This is a genomic window from Rhodococcus sp. P4_E4, from assembly GCF_056401575.1.
In genome coordinates, this window is record NZ_JBFUJB010000003.1 from 261,274 (window position 1) to 277,496 (window position 16,223).

Annotated in this window: 17 protein-coding genes, 1 tRNA gene and 1 pseudogene; 10 read left to right on the top strand and 9 right to left on the bottom strand. The window is 61.7% G+C overall.

Annotation, left to right across the window (positions count from 1 at the left end; all coding sequences use genetic code 11):
• Positions 1-907 precede the first annotated feature (907 nt).
• Positions 908-1,860: pseudogene (locus AC1DVN_RS05645) on the top strand (IS1380 family transposase); the annotation flags it as partial.
• Positions 1,861-2,120: 260 nt separating this feature from the next.
• Here AC1DVN_RS05645 and AC1DVN_RS05650 read toward each other — a convergent pair.
• Positions 2,121-2,194: transfer RNA gene (locus AC1DVN_RS05650), tRNA-Gly, on the bottom strand.
• A 306-nt stretch (positions 2,195-2,500) separates the two neighbouring features.
• On the opposite strand from AC1DVN_RS05650, the gene dcd reads away from it, so the two are divergent.
• The 4 genes from dcd to AC1DVN_RS05670 all read left to right on the top strand — a co-directional run bounded on the left by dcd (position 2,501) and on the right by AC1DVN_RS05670 (position 5,231).
• Complete coding sequence (gene dcd / locus AC1DVN_RS05655) at positions 2,501-3,070, top strand: dCTP deaminase (RefSeq protein WP_019747488.1); 570 nt, start codon at positions 2,501-2,503, stop codon at positions 3,068-3,070.
• Positions 3,071-3,095: 25 nt separating this feature from the next.
• Positions 3,096-3,380, top strand: coding sequence for a hypothetical protein (locus AC1DVN_RS05660; RefSeq protein WP_019747487.1), 285 nt, complete (start codon positions 3,096-3,098; stop codon positions 3,378-3,380).
• A 91-nt stretch (positions 3,381-3,471) separates the two neighbouring features.
• Positions 3,472-3,678: a hypothetical protein gene (locus AC1DVN_RS05665; protein ID WP_019747486.1), complete on the top strand. Its 207-nt coding sequence runs from the start codon at positions 3,472-3,474 to the stop codon at positions 3,676-3,678.
• Between the two features lie 29 nt (positions 3,679-3,707).
• Positions 3,708-5,231: a hypothetical protein gene (locus AC1DVN_RS05670; RefSeq protein ID WP_092764909.1), complete on the top strand. Its 1,524-nt coding sequence runs from the start codon at positions 3,708-3,710 to the stop codon at positions 5,229-5,231.
• A 3-nt stretch (positions 5,232-5,234) separates the two neighbouring features.
• Here the strand turns inward: AC1DVN_RS05670 and AC1DVN_RS05675 are convergent, their stop codons facing one another.
• Positions 5,235-5,987, bottom strand: a complete 753-nt coding sequence (locus AC1DVN_RS05675; RefSeq protein ID WP_070797277.1) for an IclR family transcriptional regulator — start codon at positions 5,985-5,987, stop codon at positions 5,235-5,237.
• Positions 5,987-7,498 (bottom strand): APC family permease, encoded by a 1,512-nt coding sequence (locus tag AC1DVN_RS05680; RefSeq protein ID WP_020968712.1) that lies wholly within the window; start codon positions 7,496-7,498, stop codon positions 5,987-5,989. Before AC1DVN_RS05680 ends, AC1DVN_RS05675 begins: the two co-directional genes overlap by 1 nt.
• Before the next feature lie 238 nt (positions 7,499-7,736).
• On the opposite strand from AC1DVN_RS05680, the gene AC1DVN_RS05685 reads away from it, so the two are divergent.
• Genes AC1DVN_RS05685 through tatA form a run of 3 tightly spaced genes read left to right on the top strand, consistent with a single transcriptional unit; the run spans position 7,737 to position 10,204 of the window.
• Positions 7,737-9,317: an FAD-dependent oxidoreductase gene (locus AC1DVN_RS05685; RefSeq protein WP_092764911.1), complete on the top strand. Its 1,581-nt coding sequence runs from the start codon at positions 7,737-7,739 to the stop codon at positions 9,315-9,317.
• A gap of 39 nt (positions 9,318-9,356) precedes the next feature.
• A complete protein-coding gene (locus AC1DVN_RS05690) occupies positions 9,357-10,028 on the top strand; it encodes a Rid family hydrolase (protein WP_020968713.1) in 672 nt (223 codons plus the stop codon).
• A complete protein-coding gene (gene tatA, locus AC1DVN_RS05695; RefSeq protein ID WP_019747480.1) occupies positions 10,028-10,204 on the top strand; it encodes a Sec-independent protein translocase subunit TatA in 177 nt (58 codons plus the stop codon). The genes AC1DVN_RS05690 and tatA overlap by 1 nt, the downstream gene beginning before the upstream one ends.
• A gap of 33 nt (positions 10,205-10,237) precedes the next feature.
• Here the strand turns inward: tatA and AC1DVN_RS05700 are convergent, their stop codons facing one another.
• The 5 genes from AC1DVN_RS05700 to AC1DVN_RS05720 all read right to left on the bottom strand — a co-directional run bounded on the left by AC1DVN_RS05700 (position 10,238) and on the right by AC1DVN_RS05720 (position 14,064).
• Positions 10,238-10,675, bottom strand: coding sequence for a class I SAM-dependent methyltransferase (locus tag AC1DVN_RS05700; RefSeq protein WP_477993612.1), 438 nt, complete (start codon positions 10,673-10,675; stop codon positions 10,238-10,240).
• Positions 10,672-11,430: a PIG-L deacetylase family protein gene (locus AC1DVN_RS05705; protein ID WP_092764912.1), complete on the bottom strand. Its 759-nt coding sequence runs from the start codon at positions 11,428-11,430 to the stop codon at positions 10,672-10,674. The genes AC1DVN_RS05700 and AC1DVN_RS05705 overlap by 4 nt, the downstream gene beginning before the upstream one ends.
• Positions 11,424-12,362 (bottom strand): acyl-CoA dehydrogenase family protein, encoded by a 939-nt coding sequence (locus tag AC1DVN_RS05710; RefSeq protein WP_092764914.1) that lies wholly within the window; start codon positions 12,360-12,362, stop codon positions 11,424-11,426. Before AC1DVN_RS05710 ends, AC1DVN_RS05705 begins: the two co-directional genes overlap by 7 nt.
• A complete protein-coding gene (locus AC1DVN_RS05715) occupies positions 12,359-13,063 on the bottom strand; it encodes a glycosyltransferase family 2 protein (RefSeq protein WP_019747476.1) in 705 nt (234 codons plus the stop codon). Before AC1DVN_RS05715 ends, AC1DVN_RS05710 begins: the two co-directional genes overlap by 4 nt.
• 233 nt (positions 13,064-13,296) lie before the next feature.
• Positions 13,297-14,064, bottom strand: coding sequence for a GAF and ANTAR domain-containing protein (locus tag AC1DVN_RS05720; RefSeq protein ID WP_092764916.1), 768 nt, complete (start codon positions 14,062-14,064; stop codon positions 13,297-13,299).
• Between the two features lie 110 nt (positions 14,065-14,174).
• On the opposite strand from AC1DVN_RS05720, the gene AC1DVN_RS05725 reads away from it, so the two are divergent.
• Positions 14,175-14,873 carry a HemK2/MTQ2 family protein methyltransferase gene (locus AC1DVN_RS05725; protein WP_019747474.1) on the top strand — a complete coding sequence of 233 codons (699 nt, stop codon included), beginning with the start codon at positions 14,175-14,177 and terminating at the stop codon, positions 14,871-14,873.
• On the opposite strand, the gene AC1DVN_RS05730 is transcribed toward AC1DVN_RS05725, so the two are convergent.
• A complete protein-coding gene (locus AC1DVN_RS05730; protein WP_029254686.1) occupies positions 14,830-15,879 on the bottom strand; it encodes an iron-containing redox enzyme family protein in 1,050 nt (349 codons plus the stop codon). The two genes, AC1DVN_RS05725 and AC1DVN_RS05730, sit on opposite strands and share 44 nt — an antisense overlap.
• Here AC1DVN_RS05730 and AC1DVN_RS05735 point away from each other — a divergent pair, their 5' ends adjacent.
• On the top strand, positions 15,880-16,119 hold the full coding sequence (locus tag AC1DVN_RS05735; protein ID WP_019747472.1) for a CDGSH iron-sulfur domain-containing protein: 240 nt from the start codon (positions 15,880-15,882) through the stop codon (positions 16,117-16,119). It abuts the gene before it with no gap.
• The last annotated feature ends 104 nt before the right edge of the window (positions 16,120-16,223 follow it).

The following is a 16,223-nucleotide window of genomic DNA, read 5'->3' on the forward strand; positions in this document are numbered from 1 at the left end:
AGTTAGGGGAGATTGTGTTTGTGACCACCGCACGATCCACGCATCTGCTGATATGCAAGTTTCAGGCAGAGCTGAAACTGTCATCCACATGCGGTCGGCCGATCTTTTCTACAAGTCGGGTGCGGTTAGTGGCCCTGCGCCTTCTACTGAGAAGGGGATCGTGGAACCGTTCGCCATCGCCACGATCACGTTGACGATAGCAAAGAGGACGTTATTCATTTCAAATTCACCTCCTCTCTCCGTCTAGGGCCCGGCAGCATTCGCTACTGCATACAGGGCAGAGGTCCTGCTATCGAAATTGGGACCTGCAATGTAAGCGGGCGAGCCTGGACCGAATGAGGTGACTGTCCTGATATATCCGAGGCCATTCGAGGAGTTGTAGTCCACCAACCAAGGTCCACCAGAATCGCCTCCGCCAAAGTTGCCCGGTTTGGGAGTTGCGTGAGAAGCCGTAGCTCCGAACGTCATAACCAAGGAAGACGCTGCAGTGCTTGCGAGGAATAAGGTTTCGACTCTGGGCACCTACGGCCTTCTATCGAATTGGGGCCAACCTGCCGGTTTTTAAGATCTTCGGGAGGTAGCGCGGCGCTAATGTGACAGTCCTCCAAACTGGGGTATTTCTTCGAGCTTTATCCGGCTCTTTCGGATCCGGAGTGTATGAGTCGAACCACGGATGATCCGAGCAGGCACAAGATGTAGGTCGGTGAGGGTTTTTAATGTGCAGGCCGATGGTCGTGCATTGGGACTTACGGTTAGGGCTGTCCGATACTGAGGAAGAATACGTACTTGATGCTTTTCGAAGGTGATTTTTGACGGACTTGGGTATTTTCACAGTTGTGATTGTGAGAAGACCTGCATTCTTGCGTGAGTTGTGGTTCCCGGCGTCCGGGTGCGCTACGGCAGATCGATCATCGACCTCGATGCCACCCTCGTGACCTCCCATTCGGAGAAAGAGAAAACTGCGCCGAATTTCAAGCGGGGCTACGGTCTCCATCCTCTTTTGGCGTTCGTCGACCACGGTGAACACGGCACAGGTGAACCCTTGAGTTTCCTGCTGCGGCCAGGCAACGCCGGTTCCAATACCGCTGCCGACCACATTCAAGTGACCCGACAAGCATTGGCGCAGTTGCCGTTCCGAACCAGCGGCGGCGTCGGGAAGAAAGTGCTGATCCGCACCGACGGTGCAGGCGGCACCCATGCCTTCCTCGAATATTTGACCGCCCGGCGATTGTCGTATTCGGTCGGGTTCACCTTGACCGACGCGATGGCAGAGGCGGTTGATGACATTCCCGAAGATCTGTGGATACCGGCACTCGATTCGGGTAGCGGCATCCGAGACGGAGCCGGGTCGCAGAACTGATCGGGCTCGTCCACTTGCCGGGCTGGCCTGCAGGAATGCGGCTCATCGTGCGTAAAGAACGACCCCATCCCGGCGCTCAACTGCTGACCGACCGTAACGGTCTGCGGTTGACCGCGTTCGTGACCAATACAGTCGTCGGGAGCCTGCAAACCTTGGAGCTGCGGCACCGTCGTCGGGCTCGCTGGGAAGACCGAATCCGCACAGCCAAGGACACGGGTTCGACGAACTTGCCGTTGCACGGTTTCGCGCAGAATGCGATCTGGTTGGCGATCGTCACGCTCGCTTCCGAGTTGACAGCATGTATGCAGATATTGGCGTTGGCCAGCAGTGATGCACGGCGGTGGGAACCGAAACGACTCCGCTTGCGACTGTTTTCGATTGCCGGGCGCCTCGCCCGCCATGCTCGGAAAACGCGCCTGCGCCTATCGGAGCGGGCGCCGTGGTCCGGACTGATCACGGCAGCGTTGGCAAGGCTGGAGGCGTTGCCGGCACCGACCTAAATCACGGTGAATCTTGTTGGCACGAGCGGAAAGAACACGACTCCGGAGAAGTGGAATCTGGCAGCATCCCGACTGCACACGGGTCGACCAGGGGCCTCTCATGAAAGATTGAGGCTAGCACCCCGATTTGCGTTGGATGCATGTTGACTGATCACTGAATGGAGGAGGTTGTGTACCTGCCGTGTAGCTGTCACAGGATTTGGGGCCCAAACAAGCGAAGTTCGCCTGCCCCAAAAGGGCTCTGAACTGCGGAGAATCGGTGGAGCCGATGACGGGAATCGAACCCGCGTATTCAGCTTGGGAAGCTGATGTTCTACCATTGAACTACATCGGCGTCGCAGCCGACCGGACGTGTTTTCACCGCCGATCAACGTGCTTTCCGAACATTATCAGACGAGCTTTCAAGCAGCGGTGTCCCCGGCCGTCATTGATCAACACAGGCGTGTGGAAGTCGGCGCCATCGGTGAATGATTTGCCCACAAGTTCTGCGCGGGAAAGCCTTTCGGCATGGAGAACTTGAGACAGGTGGGTCTGGGCTCTGCCGTGGGAGTCCAGAACCCGCGCATCGTGTTCGGTAGCCACAGTGTGATCGCACCCATCGATGGGTCGGCACTGCCCGCAGAACCGGTAACCTCTACCTGTGCTGCTCTCCGATCGTGACATCCGTGCCGAAATCTCCGTTGGACGTCTGGGTATCGACCCTTTCGACGATTCCATGGTGCAACCGTCGAGCGTCGACGTGCGCCTGGACGGTCTTTTTCGGGTTTTCAACAACACGCGGTACACGCACATCGACCCGGCACTGCGCCAGGACGAGCTGACCAGCCTGGTCGAACCGGCAGAGGGCGAGCCGTTTGTACTGCATCCCGGCGAGTTCGTTCTCGGCTCGACTCTCGAAGTGTGCTCACTGCCGAACGACCTGGCCGGCCGCCTCGAAGGTAAGTCGAGCCTCGGGCGCCTGGGCCTTTTGACGCACTCCACTGCCGGCTTCATCGACCCGGGTTTCAGCGGCCACATCACACTGGAGCTGTCCAACGTCGCAAACCTGCCGATCACGCTGTGGCCGGGAATGAAGATCGGGCAGCTCTGCCTGCTCAAGCTGTCGAGCGCTGCAGAGTTCCCCTACGGAAGCTCCGAGGCCGGATCCAAGTACCAGGGCCAGCGCGGCCCGACTCCGTCGAAGGCGTACCTGAACTTCAACCGCAGCTGAACGAACCAACTTCGGGGGGAGTGGCATGATCGGAATTTTCTACGGTCTGGTGTTCATGAACTTGTTGTTCGTGACCAGCACCGTGTGCTTGATGAAGCCGTCGAAGGCCAGTGTTGTTGCGACCGTCTGCGCAGGAGTGGCGTGGCTCTTCTTCAACGGCCCGCTGGAAGGTCAGGTCTTGTGGTCGTTGAATCGAGAACACGGTCTGACGGTCTCGGATCTGATGTCGCTTGTTGCCTTCGGCATCGCCGCTCGTGGTTGGAATCAGGTCCGTAAGGTCCGCGAAACCGTCGACGCCGATCGTTACTGACCTGCGAGCTCACCTCAATTGAACGCCACGATTCGGACAGAAGTTTCGACCTGGAGCACAACGGTCGGCGAATCGGGCACAATTACTGAGTATGTGGTGGATTGTCGGAGGCGTACTACTCGTATGGGTCGTGTGTTCCATTCCGATTGCCATCCTGGTCGGACGCGGTATCGCGCGCCGGGACCGCGCAGAATTCGACGGCCGAAATCAACAGTGGGCCGACGAGGTTGTCAGGTCGATAGAGAAGCAATCGGATCAGGACAATGCCGATCGGCGTAAGCCACCACTGATCAGCTGACCAGCTGGACTTTCCGGAGGTGAGTGGGCGTGGAACTTCCATCCGATACTCCCGACGACGTCGTGGCCGCAGCCGCCGGAGGACCCAGGATTCCGCAGTTCGATCCCACAGTCGGGATTCCGGTAGTTCCGCCTGCGGGAGATGCTCCACACCGGTTGGTGGTCATCGGCGACTCGCTGTCGCAGGGATTTCAGAGCGGGGCGGTCTTCAATGCCGAGCTGTCGTATCCGTCGATCATTGCTCACCAGTTGGGCTGGCTCGATCGGTTCCGCTTTCCCCGATACGGCGGTCCGGGCGGGCTCCCACTCAACATCGAACTGCTGCTCCGCACCCTCGAAGAGCGCTTCGGCCCACGGCTCGACCTCTGGGAGGTTCCGCTCGCACTCTTTGCTGCACGCGGGTTCATGGATCAGGTGGAGGACTACTGGGAGCGTGGGCCGGGCAGCGTGGCGCCGACGTTCTCGGCGATCAATCACAACCTTTCGGTCTACGGGTGGGATCTTCGTGACGCTCTGACCAAGACCGCGCATGGGTGTGAGGCAGCCCTGCACGAACCGCACGACGACCTGATCAGCCAGATCGTCGAGAACAACGGCGAACGCGCCGCACTGAGAGTTCTGCCGCGAGGCTCCGAGGCAGAGAAGCGCATGACGGCGTTCGACGCGGCAGCGGAACTGGGCAAGGAAGGCATCGAAACTCTGATCGTCTTTCTCGGGGCCAACAATGCGCTCCGCACCGTCACCGAACTCCGAGTCGAGTGGAGCGGCAACAACTTCCGTGACCCGGACGGCAAGCGCGAATACACGGTGTGGCAGCCCGAGCACTTCGCGTCGGAGTACGCCGAGGTGCTGGCCGCGATCCGCAAGATCAACGCCCAGCACGTCATCCTCTGCACCGTCCCACACGTGACCATCGCACCGATCGCCCACGGGCTCGGCGGCAAGATCGAAATCGGATCCCGCTATTTCCCGTACTACGCGCGACCGTGGGTGCGCGACACAGACTTCGACCCACAGCGCGATCAACACATCACCGGCGCGCAGGCGTGGGCCGTCGATACCGCAATCGACATGTACAACGACGGAATCGAGCAAGCCGTCGCGAATGCCCGTCGGGTGGGGAAGGACTGGTACCTCTGCGATATTGCCGGGTTGCTCGAGCGCGTGGCCTCACGGCGCTACGTCACCGACGTCAATGCGCGGCCGTCATGGTGGACGCCCTACCCCCTCCCCAAAGCACTGACCGACTTGCAACCCGTGCCGGACTCGCTGTTCCTCTCCGCCGACGGTCGCGGCGGCCGCGCTTCGGGCGGCCTCTTCTCGCTCGACGGCGTTCATCCCACGACAGTCGCGTACGGGGTGATGGCGCAAGAACTGGCGAACATCATGGTCACGGCCGGGGTCCAGTTTGACCGCGCTCAGGTCGATTTCGACCGACTCGTCCGACGCGACACCTTGGTGCGCACTCCGCCGCAGAATCTCGATTCCACGCTCGGCGTCATCGGCTGGGCCGACGAGCACCTCGGCTTTGCCAAACGCGTGTTCGGTCTCTGATTTTCAGCTTGCCTTCGACATCGTCGGTGCGACGATGCGTTCCGCGTACTCCCGCAACAGTGCCACCAGGTCTACGTCGTCGACGGAAAGTCTGCCGGTCGGACCTATCGCAGCCAAGGCACCGACGACACACCTTTCCGCGTCGTGGATCGGGACGGCGACGGCGGAGCGTCCGACACGAATCTCGTCGACCTCACAGGCGGGCTCGCCGCGCCGGATCCGAGAGAGTTCGAGTTCCAACTGGTCGCCGTCGGTGATGGTGTGTGCGGTGACCTTTCGCAATGGGGCCTCGGCCAATTCGGGTCGGCTGGCGAGGAGCAGCTTCCCGATAGCCGACGCGTGAACGGCTGTGACCAGCGTCCGTTCGCCGCTGAGCTCGTGGTCTGGATCGCGATCGACCAGTCGAATTCTGTTCTCTGCAAACGACGCGAGGTAGACGCCGAACCGTAGCTGTTCGCGGAGTTCTTCGAGGAGCACCGAATTGTCGACGGGGGTGGGTTCGGCGGCAGCCCCGGCCAATTCACGGGTGCGTCGACCCAGCGCGAAGCCGGAGAGGTCGGCGATCCGAACCAGGTAACCGTCGGCGACAAGGATGTTGAGCAACCGATACGCAGTGGCAGGTGGGATGTCGGCAAGGGCGGCAATGTCCTTGGCGGTGGCTCCCGATCCGAGCCTGGCCGCCGACTCGAGGAGGGCAAGGGCGCGCTGAACCGCTCGGGGTTCGTGCCCACCGAGGTCGCGTGGTCGGCCCACCATCAGCGGGCGCCGGCAGTCGGCTCGCCCACCAGCACGATGTTTCCGGCTGCGTCGGTGGCGAACACCCCAGCTCCTGGTAGTACGTCCTCGGTTTCGGGACTGTCGAACGCGCCGACGTGCAGCAGGCTCTTGGGGCTTCGGCGTCGCAGGTAGAACTGCCAGAGCGTGCCCGAGGTCAGGATCACGAGCACAGCGATCGGTGCAACGTACGCATGGTCGATCGTGTTGGCGTAAACGAGGTAACCGAGAACTATCGCACCGGCACCACTTCCACACGACGCGGCTGCGAGAACGCCGGGAGTGTGCTCTCCGATACGCGTCAGGAAGACAACCGATGCGATCGCCACCAGTGCATAGGCAACGATGACGGCACCGCGAACCGTCAGTCGAACGTCGTCGAAAATCTCTCCGCGTCCAAGGATGGCAAAGGCTCCGCCGCCCACCAGAACTGTGCAGACGACGACGGTCAGCGCGAAGTAGGGCGTGCGAAATGCGCTGTGAACCGAGGCGAACCGGCGGGGGAGTAGGCGTTCGACGCCGAACGAGTAGACCAGTCGCGACGCAGCATTGGACGACGCCATCGACGACGCCAGCCACGAGCACCCCAGACCGACGTTGAGCGCGATGACGACACCTGGACTCACACCCGTCGCTGTTCCGTGGAGATAGGCGTTGACGAGGGTGTCGCTACGTCCCGACCAAGCGGCCCAGCCCGCAAAGATGAAGAGCGATCCACAGATGATCGGGGTGAGAAGGACTGTGCGGGTGACGGTTACCAGCGGACGACGAGCTTCGGGGCCGAAGAAGGCCGCGCTCTCGAATCCGGCGAGAGCGAACACGGCAGCCAGGGCGGTGAGTAACAGCCCGTGGCCGGAGGTAGGCGGAACGATCTGTGCTTGTTGACTTCCGGAACCGCCCACAATCATGAGCCCGACGATGAACAGAAGTGAACAGCTTTCGACGACGAGGATCGCGAGAGCAGCAAATCTGACACTTCGAACGAGGGCACCGAGAATCAGCAGGGCTATCCCCAGATAGAGCGCGATGACGTGAAAAGTCTTGTCCACGTGCACACCCGCGAAGCCGAGCAAAGCGATTGCGGCCTGTCCTCCGTGATAGAGCGTCATCACCGCGCTGCCGACGTACTTGACCAGCATGGCGATGCCGGTGGTCAATGCTGCCCGGGTGCCCAGGCCACGAAAGACGAAGCTGTGCAGCCCGCCCGATGCTGCCATTCGGCGCGTGAACTGCGAAACGCAGAAAGCGATGAGCGTCACCAGCACGGTGGCCGCGATGATGGTGATCATCCCGCTCAACAATCGGCCGTGTGTCAGCATGGTGACGGGCAGAACGACCATCGACACAGCAGGGGCGGTGGTTGCCACCGACTGGGCCAGCACTTCGGCGCCCGAGAGTTGCCGACGGCCCAACGCGCGCAGCGGTGATCGCGCCGGGGGCTGCTTCTCGCGCGTGGTGAAGGACCGCGCGATAGCTTCGGTGAGAGCGGACATGTCGCGTCACGCTAGTCCGGTTCTGTAACGCGGATATTGCGGACATGCTTCCGCTGATCGCACTCGGGTGAGAGAGCCCGATGCTGATGCTCGCAGGTTTCTCACTCGGTCCCCACTGACTGTTTCCTGCGCGTCAAGTTCCGGACCCAACGCTCCTGAAGTCTGTGTTCAACACCAACCACCCGGGTCACCGGGAGCACACTGGGGAGCTCGAATGCCATACACACGTAGATCTTTCATGCGCAGTCTGGGAATCACCGGCGGCGCTGGCCTGGCACTCGGTGCTATGTCGTCCATCGGCCTGGCGCCGGCGGTGGCGTCGACGCCGAGGCGATTTCAGGCACCTGTCGCGGGTGACCTGATCGGAAAGGTCAAGGGAAATCACTCCGTCGTGATCCTCGGCGGTGGACCGTCCGGTCTGTGCTCCGCCTACGAACTGCAGAAGGCCGGATACAAGGTCACTGTCCTCGAAGCGCGCAACCGGCCGGGTGGTCGGGTGTGGTCGATCCGCAACGGCACCGAAGAAACCGACCTGAACGGTGAGACACAGACCTGTACGTTCTCCGAGGGGCACTTCTACAACCTCGGTGCGACGCGTATTCCGCAAAATCACAACACCATCGACTACTGCCGCGAACTGGGCGTCGAACTGCAGATGTTCGGAAACCAGAATGCGAACACCTTCGTCAACTACACCGGCAACAAGCCGCTGGCGAATCAGTCGATCACCTACCGAGCAGCCAAAGCCGACACCTACGGATACATGTCCGAGCTGCTGCAGAAGGCCACCAATCAGGGCGCTCTCGACCAGGTCTTGAGCAAGGAAGACAAAGAAGCACTCTCGTCCTTCCTCACCGACTTCGGTGATCTCTCCAGCGACGGCCGCTACGTCGGATCCTCGCGTCGAGGACACTCCGCCGAGCCGGGCGCCGGCCTCAACTTCGGAACCGAGATCGAACCATTCGGGATGAGCGATGTCATCCAGGGCGGCATCGGACGTGCATTCTCCTTCGAGTTCGGTTACGACCAGGCCATGACGATGATGACCCCCGTCGGCGGCATGGACCGGATCTACTACAAGTTCCAGGACGCGATCGGGATGGACAACATCGAGTTCGGCGCCGAGGTCAGCGGCATGAAGAACGTGCCGGAAGGCGTCACCGTCGACTACGTCGTCGATGGCAAAACCAAGTCGATCACCGCCGACTACGCAATCTGCACGATCCCACCGCACCTGATCAAGCGGCTGAACAACAACCTGCCCTCCGACATCCTGCTCGCGTTGGATGCAGCCAAGCCGTCGTCGTCGGGCAAGCTCGGTATCGAATACTCGCGTCGGTGGTGGGAGACGGAGGACCGCATCTACGGAGGCGCGTCGAACACCGACCGCGACATCTCCCAGATCATGTTCCCCTACGACCACTACAACTCCGACCGCGGCGTCGTGGTCGCGTACTACAGCTCGGGTAAGCGTCAACAGGCTTTCGAATCGCTCACCCACCGTCAGCGGCTGGCAAAGGCCATCGCCGAAGGCGCAGAAATCCACGGCGACAAATACACTCGCGACATCTCGTCGTCCTTCTCCGGAAGCTGGCGTCGCACCAAGTATTCGGAATCCGCCTGGGCATCATGGGCCGGCGCGGGAGATTCCCACGGCGGCATGGCAACTCCCGAGTACACCAAGCTGCTCGAACCCGTCGACCGGATCTACTTCGCCGGCGATCACCTCTCCAACGCCATCGCCTGGCAGCACGGGGCCTTCACGTCCGCGCAGGACGTCGTCACCCATCTGCATCAGCGTGTTGCGCAAACTGCCTGACGTGCTTCGTTTTCCATCACTTTCTCTGGAGGTCACATCATGAAATCTCGCAGCACCAAGGTCCTTGCAGCGGCATTCGCCGCCACCGCGCTACTGGGCTTCGCCACGGCCTGCTCGTCTGATGAGGCGGACGCCGAGACCACATCGAGTTCGTTCGTCTCCAAATCGATTCTCGAAGCGGGGCAGGCAAACCCGATGATCGCTCAGGGTGTCGCGATCGGCGGCGACACCGCGATCTACAAGACCAGCGGCATCGGCCCGTCGGCAGGAAACAAGGCGGCGCCGGAAGGTTCGCCGGAGTCGTACATCGACGGCCAGTTCTCCGGCGGAGTTCTGCCTGCCGGGGTCACCGTCACCGAGGCGCAGGGCATCAACGTACTCAAGAAGATCCGCGACAACCTCGAAGCCCAGGGATTGAGTCTCGAAGACGTCGTGACGATGCGCGTCTTCCTGGACAACGCGCCGGGGTCGGACAAGGCCGACTACACAGGATGGAATCGCGCGTACCGTCAGTTCTTCGCCAATACCAATCTCGACACCGGTGATACGGAGCTGGTGCCGATGGGCACTGCCGAGCCGATCGCTCCGATCGAGCGCAACAGCGCTCGGCCCACCCGCTTCGCCCTCGAGGTTGCCGGACTGCCCGTTGCCGGTTGGCTCGTCGAGGTAGAGGTCGACGCGGTGTACCCCGATGGCAAGGAACCCGCCTGATGGGCGCGCTCAGCCCGACCCACTGGGCAATCGTCGCAGTAGTGCTCGTGGTGCTGTTCGGTTCGAAGAAGCTGCCCGACGCGGCCCGCGGCCTTGGCAGGTCGATGCGGATCCTCAAGACCGAAGTCGGTGAACTGCACTCGGATACGGACCTCGCGTTGGAGAAGCGAGACTGACCCCTGTGCGCGGTTGAGGAGTCCCCACACTCCTCAACCGCACAGCAGTGTTCCACCAGGCTCGAGATGCTCGACGACGTGCAGCATTGCCTCGATCAGCTTTTCGAAGGTCAGGTAATAGCCGACTTCGCTGATGACGACGAGGTCGAAGGTCTCGTCGGGCCAGTCGTCACCCAACGCCCACAGACGAAATTCGGCATCACGCCCGGTAAGCCGCGCACGGGCGCTCTCGAGTGCGGCCGGGACGATGTCGGTGGCGAGAACGCTGTCGCAGCGCTCTGCCAACTTCTCGGTGAGAACCCCGATCGAGCATCCCGGTTCGAATGCGCGACGGTATCGAGGTTTGGGGAGCATCGCGGCGCTGAGCGCGTACTTTCGCTGCTCGTACCACCGGGATTCGAAGTCCCACGGATCGGATTGCGCCGCATACATCTTGGCGAAGTAGTCCGCGGGAAGCTCACGATCGGTCATACGAACACCGTTTCGTACGGTCGCAGTAGTCGTTCCATCGCATGTCGGGGGAGGATGGGGGCATCCGCGGGATGGTCGGAAAGCGGGGCGATCTGTGAAGTGAACTCATTGGCAGCAGCGGATTTTGCAGCCTGAACGTCGGAGGGCAAGGCCACTCTTCTGGCCCTTTCCCACGGGACTGCTGCATGATCCGGCTCAGCCCAATGCCACGCCCAGATGGGGTACTCGATCAATCGTGATCCAGTGTCCGCGCAGGCCTTCGCCGCTGCCTCCCCGGTGGCTTCATGGTCGGGGTGGCCGTCCCCGCGCCACGTCGAGGCGCACCAGGTACCCGTCGAGGAATTACCGAGAATCGAGCTGAGACGGTCGGTCAACTCCTGTCGGTTCTCGCTGATCTTCCCGTCTGGAAGGCTCAATCGAACCGGTGCGGGAATTCCGAGTACACGCGCTGCTCGATCCGACTCGGACCGCCTGAGATGTTCCATCTCAGGCTGAGTCACTGTTGGTGAATCGGGATGTGAGGCTCCACCGTCGGTGACAGACACCACGTGAACGTCGATGCCGGAAAGCGTTGCGAGAAGAGCAGTTCCACCCAGTCCGAGTATTTCGTCGTCCGGATGGGGAGCGACGACGATCAATCGCGAGCACCCGGTGAGATCCAGTTCCGGAAAGCTGCGTCCCCACTTCTGCCAAGTCGATTCGGCAGTGCCGCCATCGTCGACAGGCTTCTGCGCGAACAGTTTCGAGTTCACCACGGCCGTTTCCCCTTGGCCGCAATCCGGCCCAGTTCGGCGAGATCCTTCTCGGCGTGGCTCTGCCGCAAGTAGACGGTGAGGTCGGCTACCCGCGCGGCATGCTCGGCGTCCATGCAGAGCGGTGCGGCGCCGAGAGCGCGTCCCACCCGATCCAGGGTCTCGGTGGCGGCGCGCTCGACAATTGCCCGCACACGGAGTGCCCGCTGCATGGCCTCGGCATTTTCGTCGAAAGGACCGGCGTCGATCTCCGCCGCCGCGACTGCGAGCGCGTTGCGCGCTGCGGCCAGCGCCGCATCGACCGCGCCGAGGTGGGCGAGTAGGTAGGGATCGTCGCTGCTTGCAGCCTTGTCGTACAACGGATCTGCAACGCCGCAGGCACCGCCGTACCAACATGCAGCCACGCCTATCGCGCCGTGCCAGAACCCCGGCCTGCTCAGGTAGTCGCCTGCCGTCCCGACCGGTATCGCCGGAACCATGTCGAAGTCGACCGCGCTGGAGTCGCTTTCGGCCATACCGACGGCCTTCCACGAATCGGGAACGGGATGCACCCCAGGTAGTCCGAGCTCAACTGCGAAGAGTGAGGGTACTCCGTCGACCAAGGCGGTGATCAGTGCATGCGTGCAGGTGTTGGCACCGGAACACCACAATTTGCGGCCGGTGAGCGTCCAGATCCCTACGTGCTCAGACGCATTCACCACAGGTTCGGGTGGCTCGGCCGCCCACACTCCCCACAGCTGCCCGGGTTCGGGATCCGGCCCGTCGAGTTCGGTGAGTATCGCGACGGCATCGGTGTGAGCCTCAGCCATCCGCCCGAGAACCACATTCTCGCGCGTGAGCTCTGCCAGGGAGGTCCACCGCGCGGCTGTCGCGCCGCCGCCGGGAAGCGGCAAGTACAGTCCACCTGCGTCCAGGAGTGTGTGTAGTCGTTTCATCGTGCCAGCTCCGCTTCTTCGTTATCGGCGGTCGTACAACCCAGGTTACGGATATGTCCGGCAAAGCCGCCCGGAGTTCGGCCGTCGAGACGCGCAGACGTGGTGACCGCAATGTCTTCTGCCCACGCGATACAGGCACCAGCCTCGCTCAACCGCCGGACGAGATCGACGTCCTCGTCTTCTTCGAGATCGGAGAATCCTCCGACGCTCCAGTACATATCCGCGCGGACACCGAGGTTGGCCCCGTGGACGTGACCGTGTCGGCCATATGGATGTGCGTGGTACATACGTTCGTATCGTTCACGAACGGAGTGTGGATGGCCTTCCCAATCCGCGATGCGTACGGTTCCCGCGACGACGTCCGCAGTACGCGCATACTCCAATTGGCGCGCAATCCAGGTGGGGCCGACCACCGAATCTGCATCGGTGGTGGTGAACCACGCCGAAGCTCCCAACTCTCGGCCGAACTCGGAAAAGCCCGTCGCTCGCGAACGTCCGACGTTCTGGTGCTCGACGCGAAGTACTTCGACCCCGTCGGGGATGACCCCGGCGGTCCCGTCCGAACAGTTGTCGAGGACGGCAACCAGTCGGACGGGAACAACGCAAGCCGACGCCGCTGTTGCGAGTGCGCGAAGGCAACTGGGGAGGTCTTCGGCTTCGTTGTGGGCGGGAACTACGACAAGAACCTGGTCGATTGGCACAGTGACGATCCTTTCCTCACCCTGGTACGGTCGGGTCTTCTTTCGTCCCGGTTCTCAACAGATAACCACATTTCGGACGAGTGCCGCCGCTCGACCGCCAGCAGTCACGCAGGTCGAAAACTGTTTCGGTGAAACATCTCTGGATGCGTTTGGGAACTGTGACTTCGGGGTACAAGACGGGGTTTTGCGACTGTGCTTTAAGGTGCAAAACGGGGTTTTGCACCGAAGAATCTTCAGAGCCGGCGGTGGCGCACCGAATCGATGAGCATCCGGGCAACCTCGTGCAGTTTCACGTTGGTGTTCTGCGATTGCTGCACAAGACGGCTGAATGCTTCCTCGGCGTCGATGCCGTGGACGGCGATCAGGACACCTTTGGCTTGTTCGATCTCGGCCCGAGATTCCATGGCGCAGTGCAACTGTTCGATGTGCTCGTGTGCTTGACGCCAGCGTCGTGAATCTGCGATCGCCGCGCCCGCACCGGCGGTGAACAATTTCATCAACTCTTCGTCGAAGGCCTTGAACTCTGTCGAGGCGAATCCGTAGACGTTGAAAGCGCCGAGCAGTTCGGCGTTCCCTTCGCCCATGGTGATCGGCACGGACAAGTAGGACCGGACGCCTTGTTTGCGGGCTTCGTCGGTGAATTCCGGCCATTCGTCGACGTGATCACCCACCTTTGCCCGAACCGAGGACACCGTGCGCGCGGCGTCAACGCACGGACCACGATCAGCGGAGTGCTGGGCGTCATCTATCTCTGAAAGGTAGTCCGCGGTGGACGCAGCAGTTCGTGGGCCATCGGTGGACAACACCGTCACGCTGACAGCATCGGCGTCAGGCAGTGCTTTGACCGCGGTCTCGGCCAGACGTTGGAGCATGGAGTCGAGATGCTCGTCCGTGTTCAGATTGGACCGGAGTCCGGCAATCGCTTCGGCGAGTGTGTCGAGCGAATCTGCTGCGGAAGCAAACGCCGCGGCTACCTGAGGAGCGTCCGCATTGCCTGTCATGACTCAGGTCTACTCCGCAAACTGCGACGATGTAACCGTTCCGGGCAGTCGATGCTGCGATGTTCGCATGAAATCCGAGGTTCCTGGGTAGCCGCACGCAGCGATGTGCGATGTCGCCTGAAAAAGAGGAGCCGATGATGATCCTGCGTCTACCTGGTGTGTATCGACCGCAACACGACACGTCGTTACTGGCGGATGCGCTGCTGTTCGAGCACCTCACCGCTCGCAGCCGGGTCCTGGATCTGTGCACGGGGACCGGCGCCCTCGCCGTCGCGGCATCGGCGGCTGGTGCAGGCCACGTCGTCGCGGTCGACATATCTCGCCGAGCGTGCGCCAATGCTCGTCTCAACGGAATCCTCAACGGAACCTTGATCGATTCCCGTCGCGGCGACCTCACCGAGGCGGTACACGGCGAACTCTTCGATCTGGTGATCTCCAACCCGCCGTACGTCCCTGCACTGGCAGACGATCTACCTACCGCTGGAATCGAACGGGCTTGGGACGCAGGCAAGGACGGACGCGCCCTCATCGACAGGATCGCGGCCACCGTTCACGAAGTACTCGTCCCCGGCGGCACACTACTTCTTCTGCAGTCGGTACTGTGTGGGGTCGACAAGACCGAGGCGATACTCGAGGAACACGGTATGGCCGTGGAGATCTCGGCCCGGAAGTACATTCCCTTCGGGCCCGTGATGCGCGAGAGGCGCACCATGCTCGAGGCACGAGGGTTGATCACCACCGGTCAGGAAATCGAACAACTCGTGATCATTCGCGCAACGAAGTCTCGCCCTTCTCCCAACTCGATGTGAGGTGATCGCCGAGAAGGTCGTCGAACGCGAGGCACGTTGCAGCGCCGAACAAGATGTCATCAGTGCGGTGCGGGTGCGAAGAAGCAAGACCGCCGGCAAGTTCCCGAACGGCGATCTGTTCGTGAACGGAATCCGCTTCCACGTGCTCGTCGTAGAACAGTGTCGCGTCCGAACCGAATCCGAGTCGGCGCAAGCCGGCACTGTACCGTTTGCTCGGCAGCGCCGACGTGGTCTCGACGGCGCACAGGTGCCCGACCAGCGCTCCGAGATGTCGGCGATGAAAGCCGAAGAGCGAGAGAGCATTCAACGACGCCAAGGTTACCGCGGGAACAGCATCGATGTAGTGGCCGTAGCGGTCCGAAAGGCCGACAGCCCGCATGGTGTCGGCAAAAAGACGCGAATGCATTCGCTCTGCGCTGCCCCCTCCGTACTCGTCGCTCTGCACTTCGACGAGGGCTGCTTTGACGGCACCGGAGAGGCGCGAAATTCCAAGGGTGTGCACATCCGCTTCACGCAGCTGATTGAGCGAACGGTGAATCAGCACCTCCGCGAACTGATCGATTGTGGCGTCCTTCGCCATAAAGGACGCCAGACCGGGGCCTGCACTGGGAGCCGTCATCGCCCACAAATCGGCTACGACGTCACCGGACGACGGAACCTTTCCCACGAGTTCCACGATGGCGGCCTCGAAATGCGTCTCGAGACGCGACCTCGCCGCGAGCAGGTCCAGATTCCACTCCCACGCGTCCGAGACGTTCTCGATTCCCTGCAAATGAAGCTCGTAGAGGAGCGTCAGAGTCAACTGAGCGTCGTCGTCTCGAAGAATGTCGTAGGTGGGGTCGATGGACCGTGCAACCTCGTACGCGTCAGCGGCAGCCGTAAGCTCCCTCGGATCGGCCGAGGAGCGCAGAATGGAAACGAGAGTGGCGCTCAATGGGCCGCGAGCCTGTGGAACAGGCATGGAAGTGGGCACGCCAGTGGCCGAATCGAGAAGTGAAGAGGACATATGACCGCGTTTCCCGAATCGTCATCTGCCGAAACACCGAGTGTTGCCGGTAACAACACCACCATAACCGCCTGCTCGGACGGCCCGCTGCTGGTGCGTGGTGACTTCGAGTTGCTCCGTGACGACGGCACTCCGATAGAGAACAAGCGCTCTACGGTTGCTTTGTGTCGATGCGGGCGGACCGGCATCGCGCCGTTCTGCGACAGCTCCCACAAGAAGAAGCGGGCGCGAGCGACGTAACCGGGGCCAACTCGGAACGAGCCGGACCCGTAAACCAAGACGGCCCTGAAACCAAGAAAAGGCTGGATGCCGGCACCGTGCGGTGCAGCGTCCAGCCTTTTCAG

Excerpts from the sequence above, each read along its gene's own strand:
- AC1DVN_RS05725 (WP_019747474.1), top strand. The coding sequence starts at position 14,175 with ATGTCGCCTGAAAAAGAGGAGCCGATGATGATCCTGCGTCTACCTGGT.
- AC1DVN_RS05735 (WP_019747472.1), top strand. The coding sequence starts at position 15,880 with ATGACCGCGTTTCCCGAATCGTCATCTGCCGAAACACCGAGTGTTGCC.
- AC1DVN_RS05730 (WP_029254686.1), bottom strand. The coding sequence starts at position 15,879 with ATGTCCTCTTCACTTCTCGATTCGGCCACTGGCGTGCCCACTTCCATG.
- AC1DVN_RS05685 (WP_092764911.1), top strand. The coding sequence starts at position 7,737 with ATGCGCAGTCTGGGAATCACCGGCGGCGCTGGCCTGGCACTCGGTGCT.
- AC1DVN_RS05720 (WP_092764916.1), bottom strand. The coding sequence starts at position 14,064 with ATGACAGGCAATGCGGACGCTCCTCAGGTAGCCGCGGCGTTTGCTTCC.
- AC1DVN_RS05690 (WP_020968713.1), top strand. The coding sequence starts at position 9,357 with ATGAAATCTCGCAGCACCAAGGTCCTTGCAGCGGCATTCGCCGCCACC.
- AC1DVN_RS05680 (WP_020968712.1), bottom strand. The coding sequence starts at position 7,498 with ATGTCCGCTCTCACCGAAGCTATCGCGCGGTCCTTCACCACGCGCGAG.
- AC1DVN_RS05710 (WP_092764914.1), bottom strand. The coding sequence starts at position 12,362 with ATGAAACGACTACACACACTCCTGGACGCAGGTGGACTGTACTTGCCG.
- AC1DVN_RS05660 (WP_019747487.1), top strand. The coding sequence starts at position 3,096 with ATGATCGGAATTTTCTACGGTCTGGTGTTCATGAACTTGTTGTTCGTG.
- AC1DVN_RS05665 (WP_019747486.1), top strand. The coding sequence starts at position 3,472 with ATGTGGTGGATTGTCGGAGGCGTACTACTCGTATGGGTCGTGTGTTCC.
- AC1DVN_RS05675 (WP_070797277.1), bottom strand. The coding sequence starts at position 5,987 with ATGGTGGGCCGACCACGCGACCTCGGTGGGCACGAACCCCGAGCGGTT.
- tatA (WP_019747480.1), top strand. The coding sequence starts at position 10,028 with ATGGGCGCGCTCAGCCCGACCCACTGGGCAATCGTCGCAGTAGTGCTC.
- AC1DVN_RS05700 (WP_477993612.1), bottom strand. The coding sequence starts at position 10,675 with ATGACCGATCGTGAGCTTCCCGCGGACTACTTCGCCAAGATGTATGCG.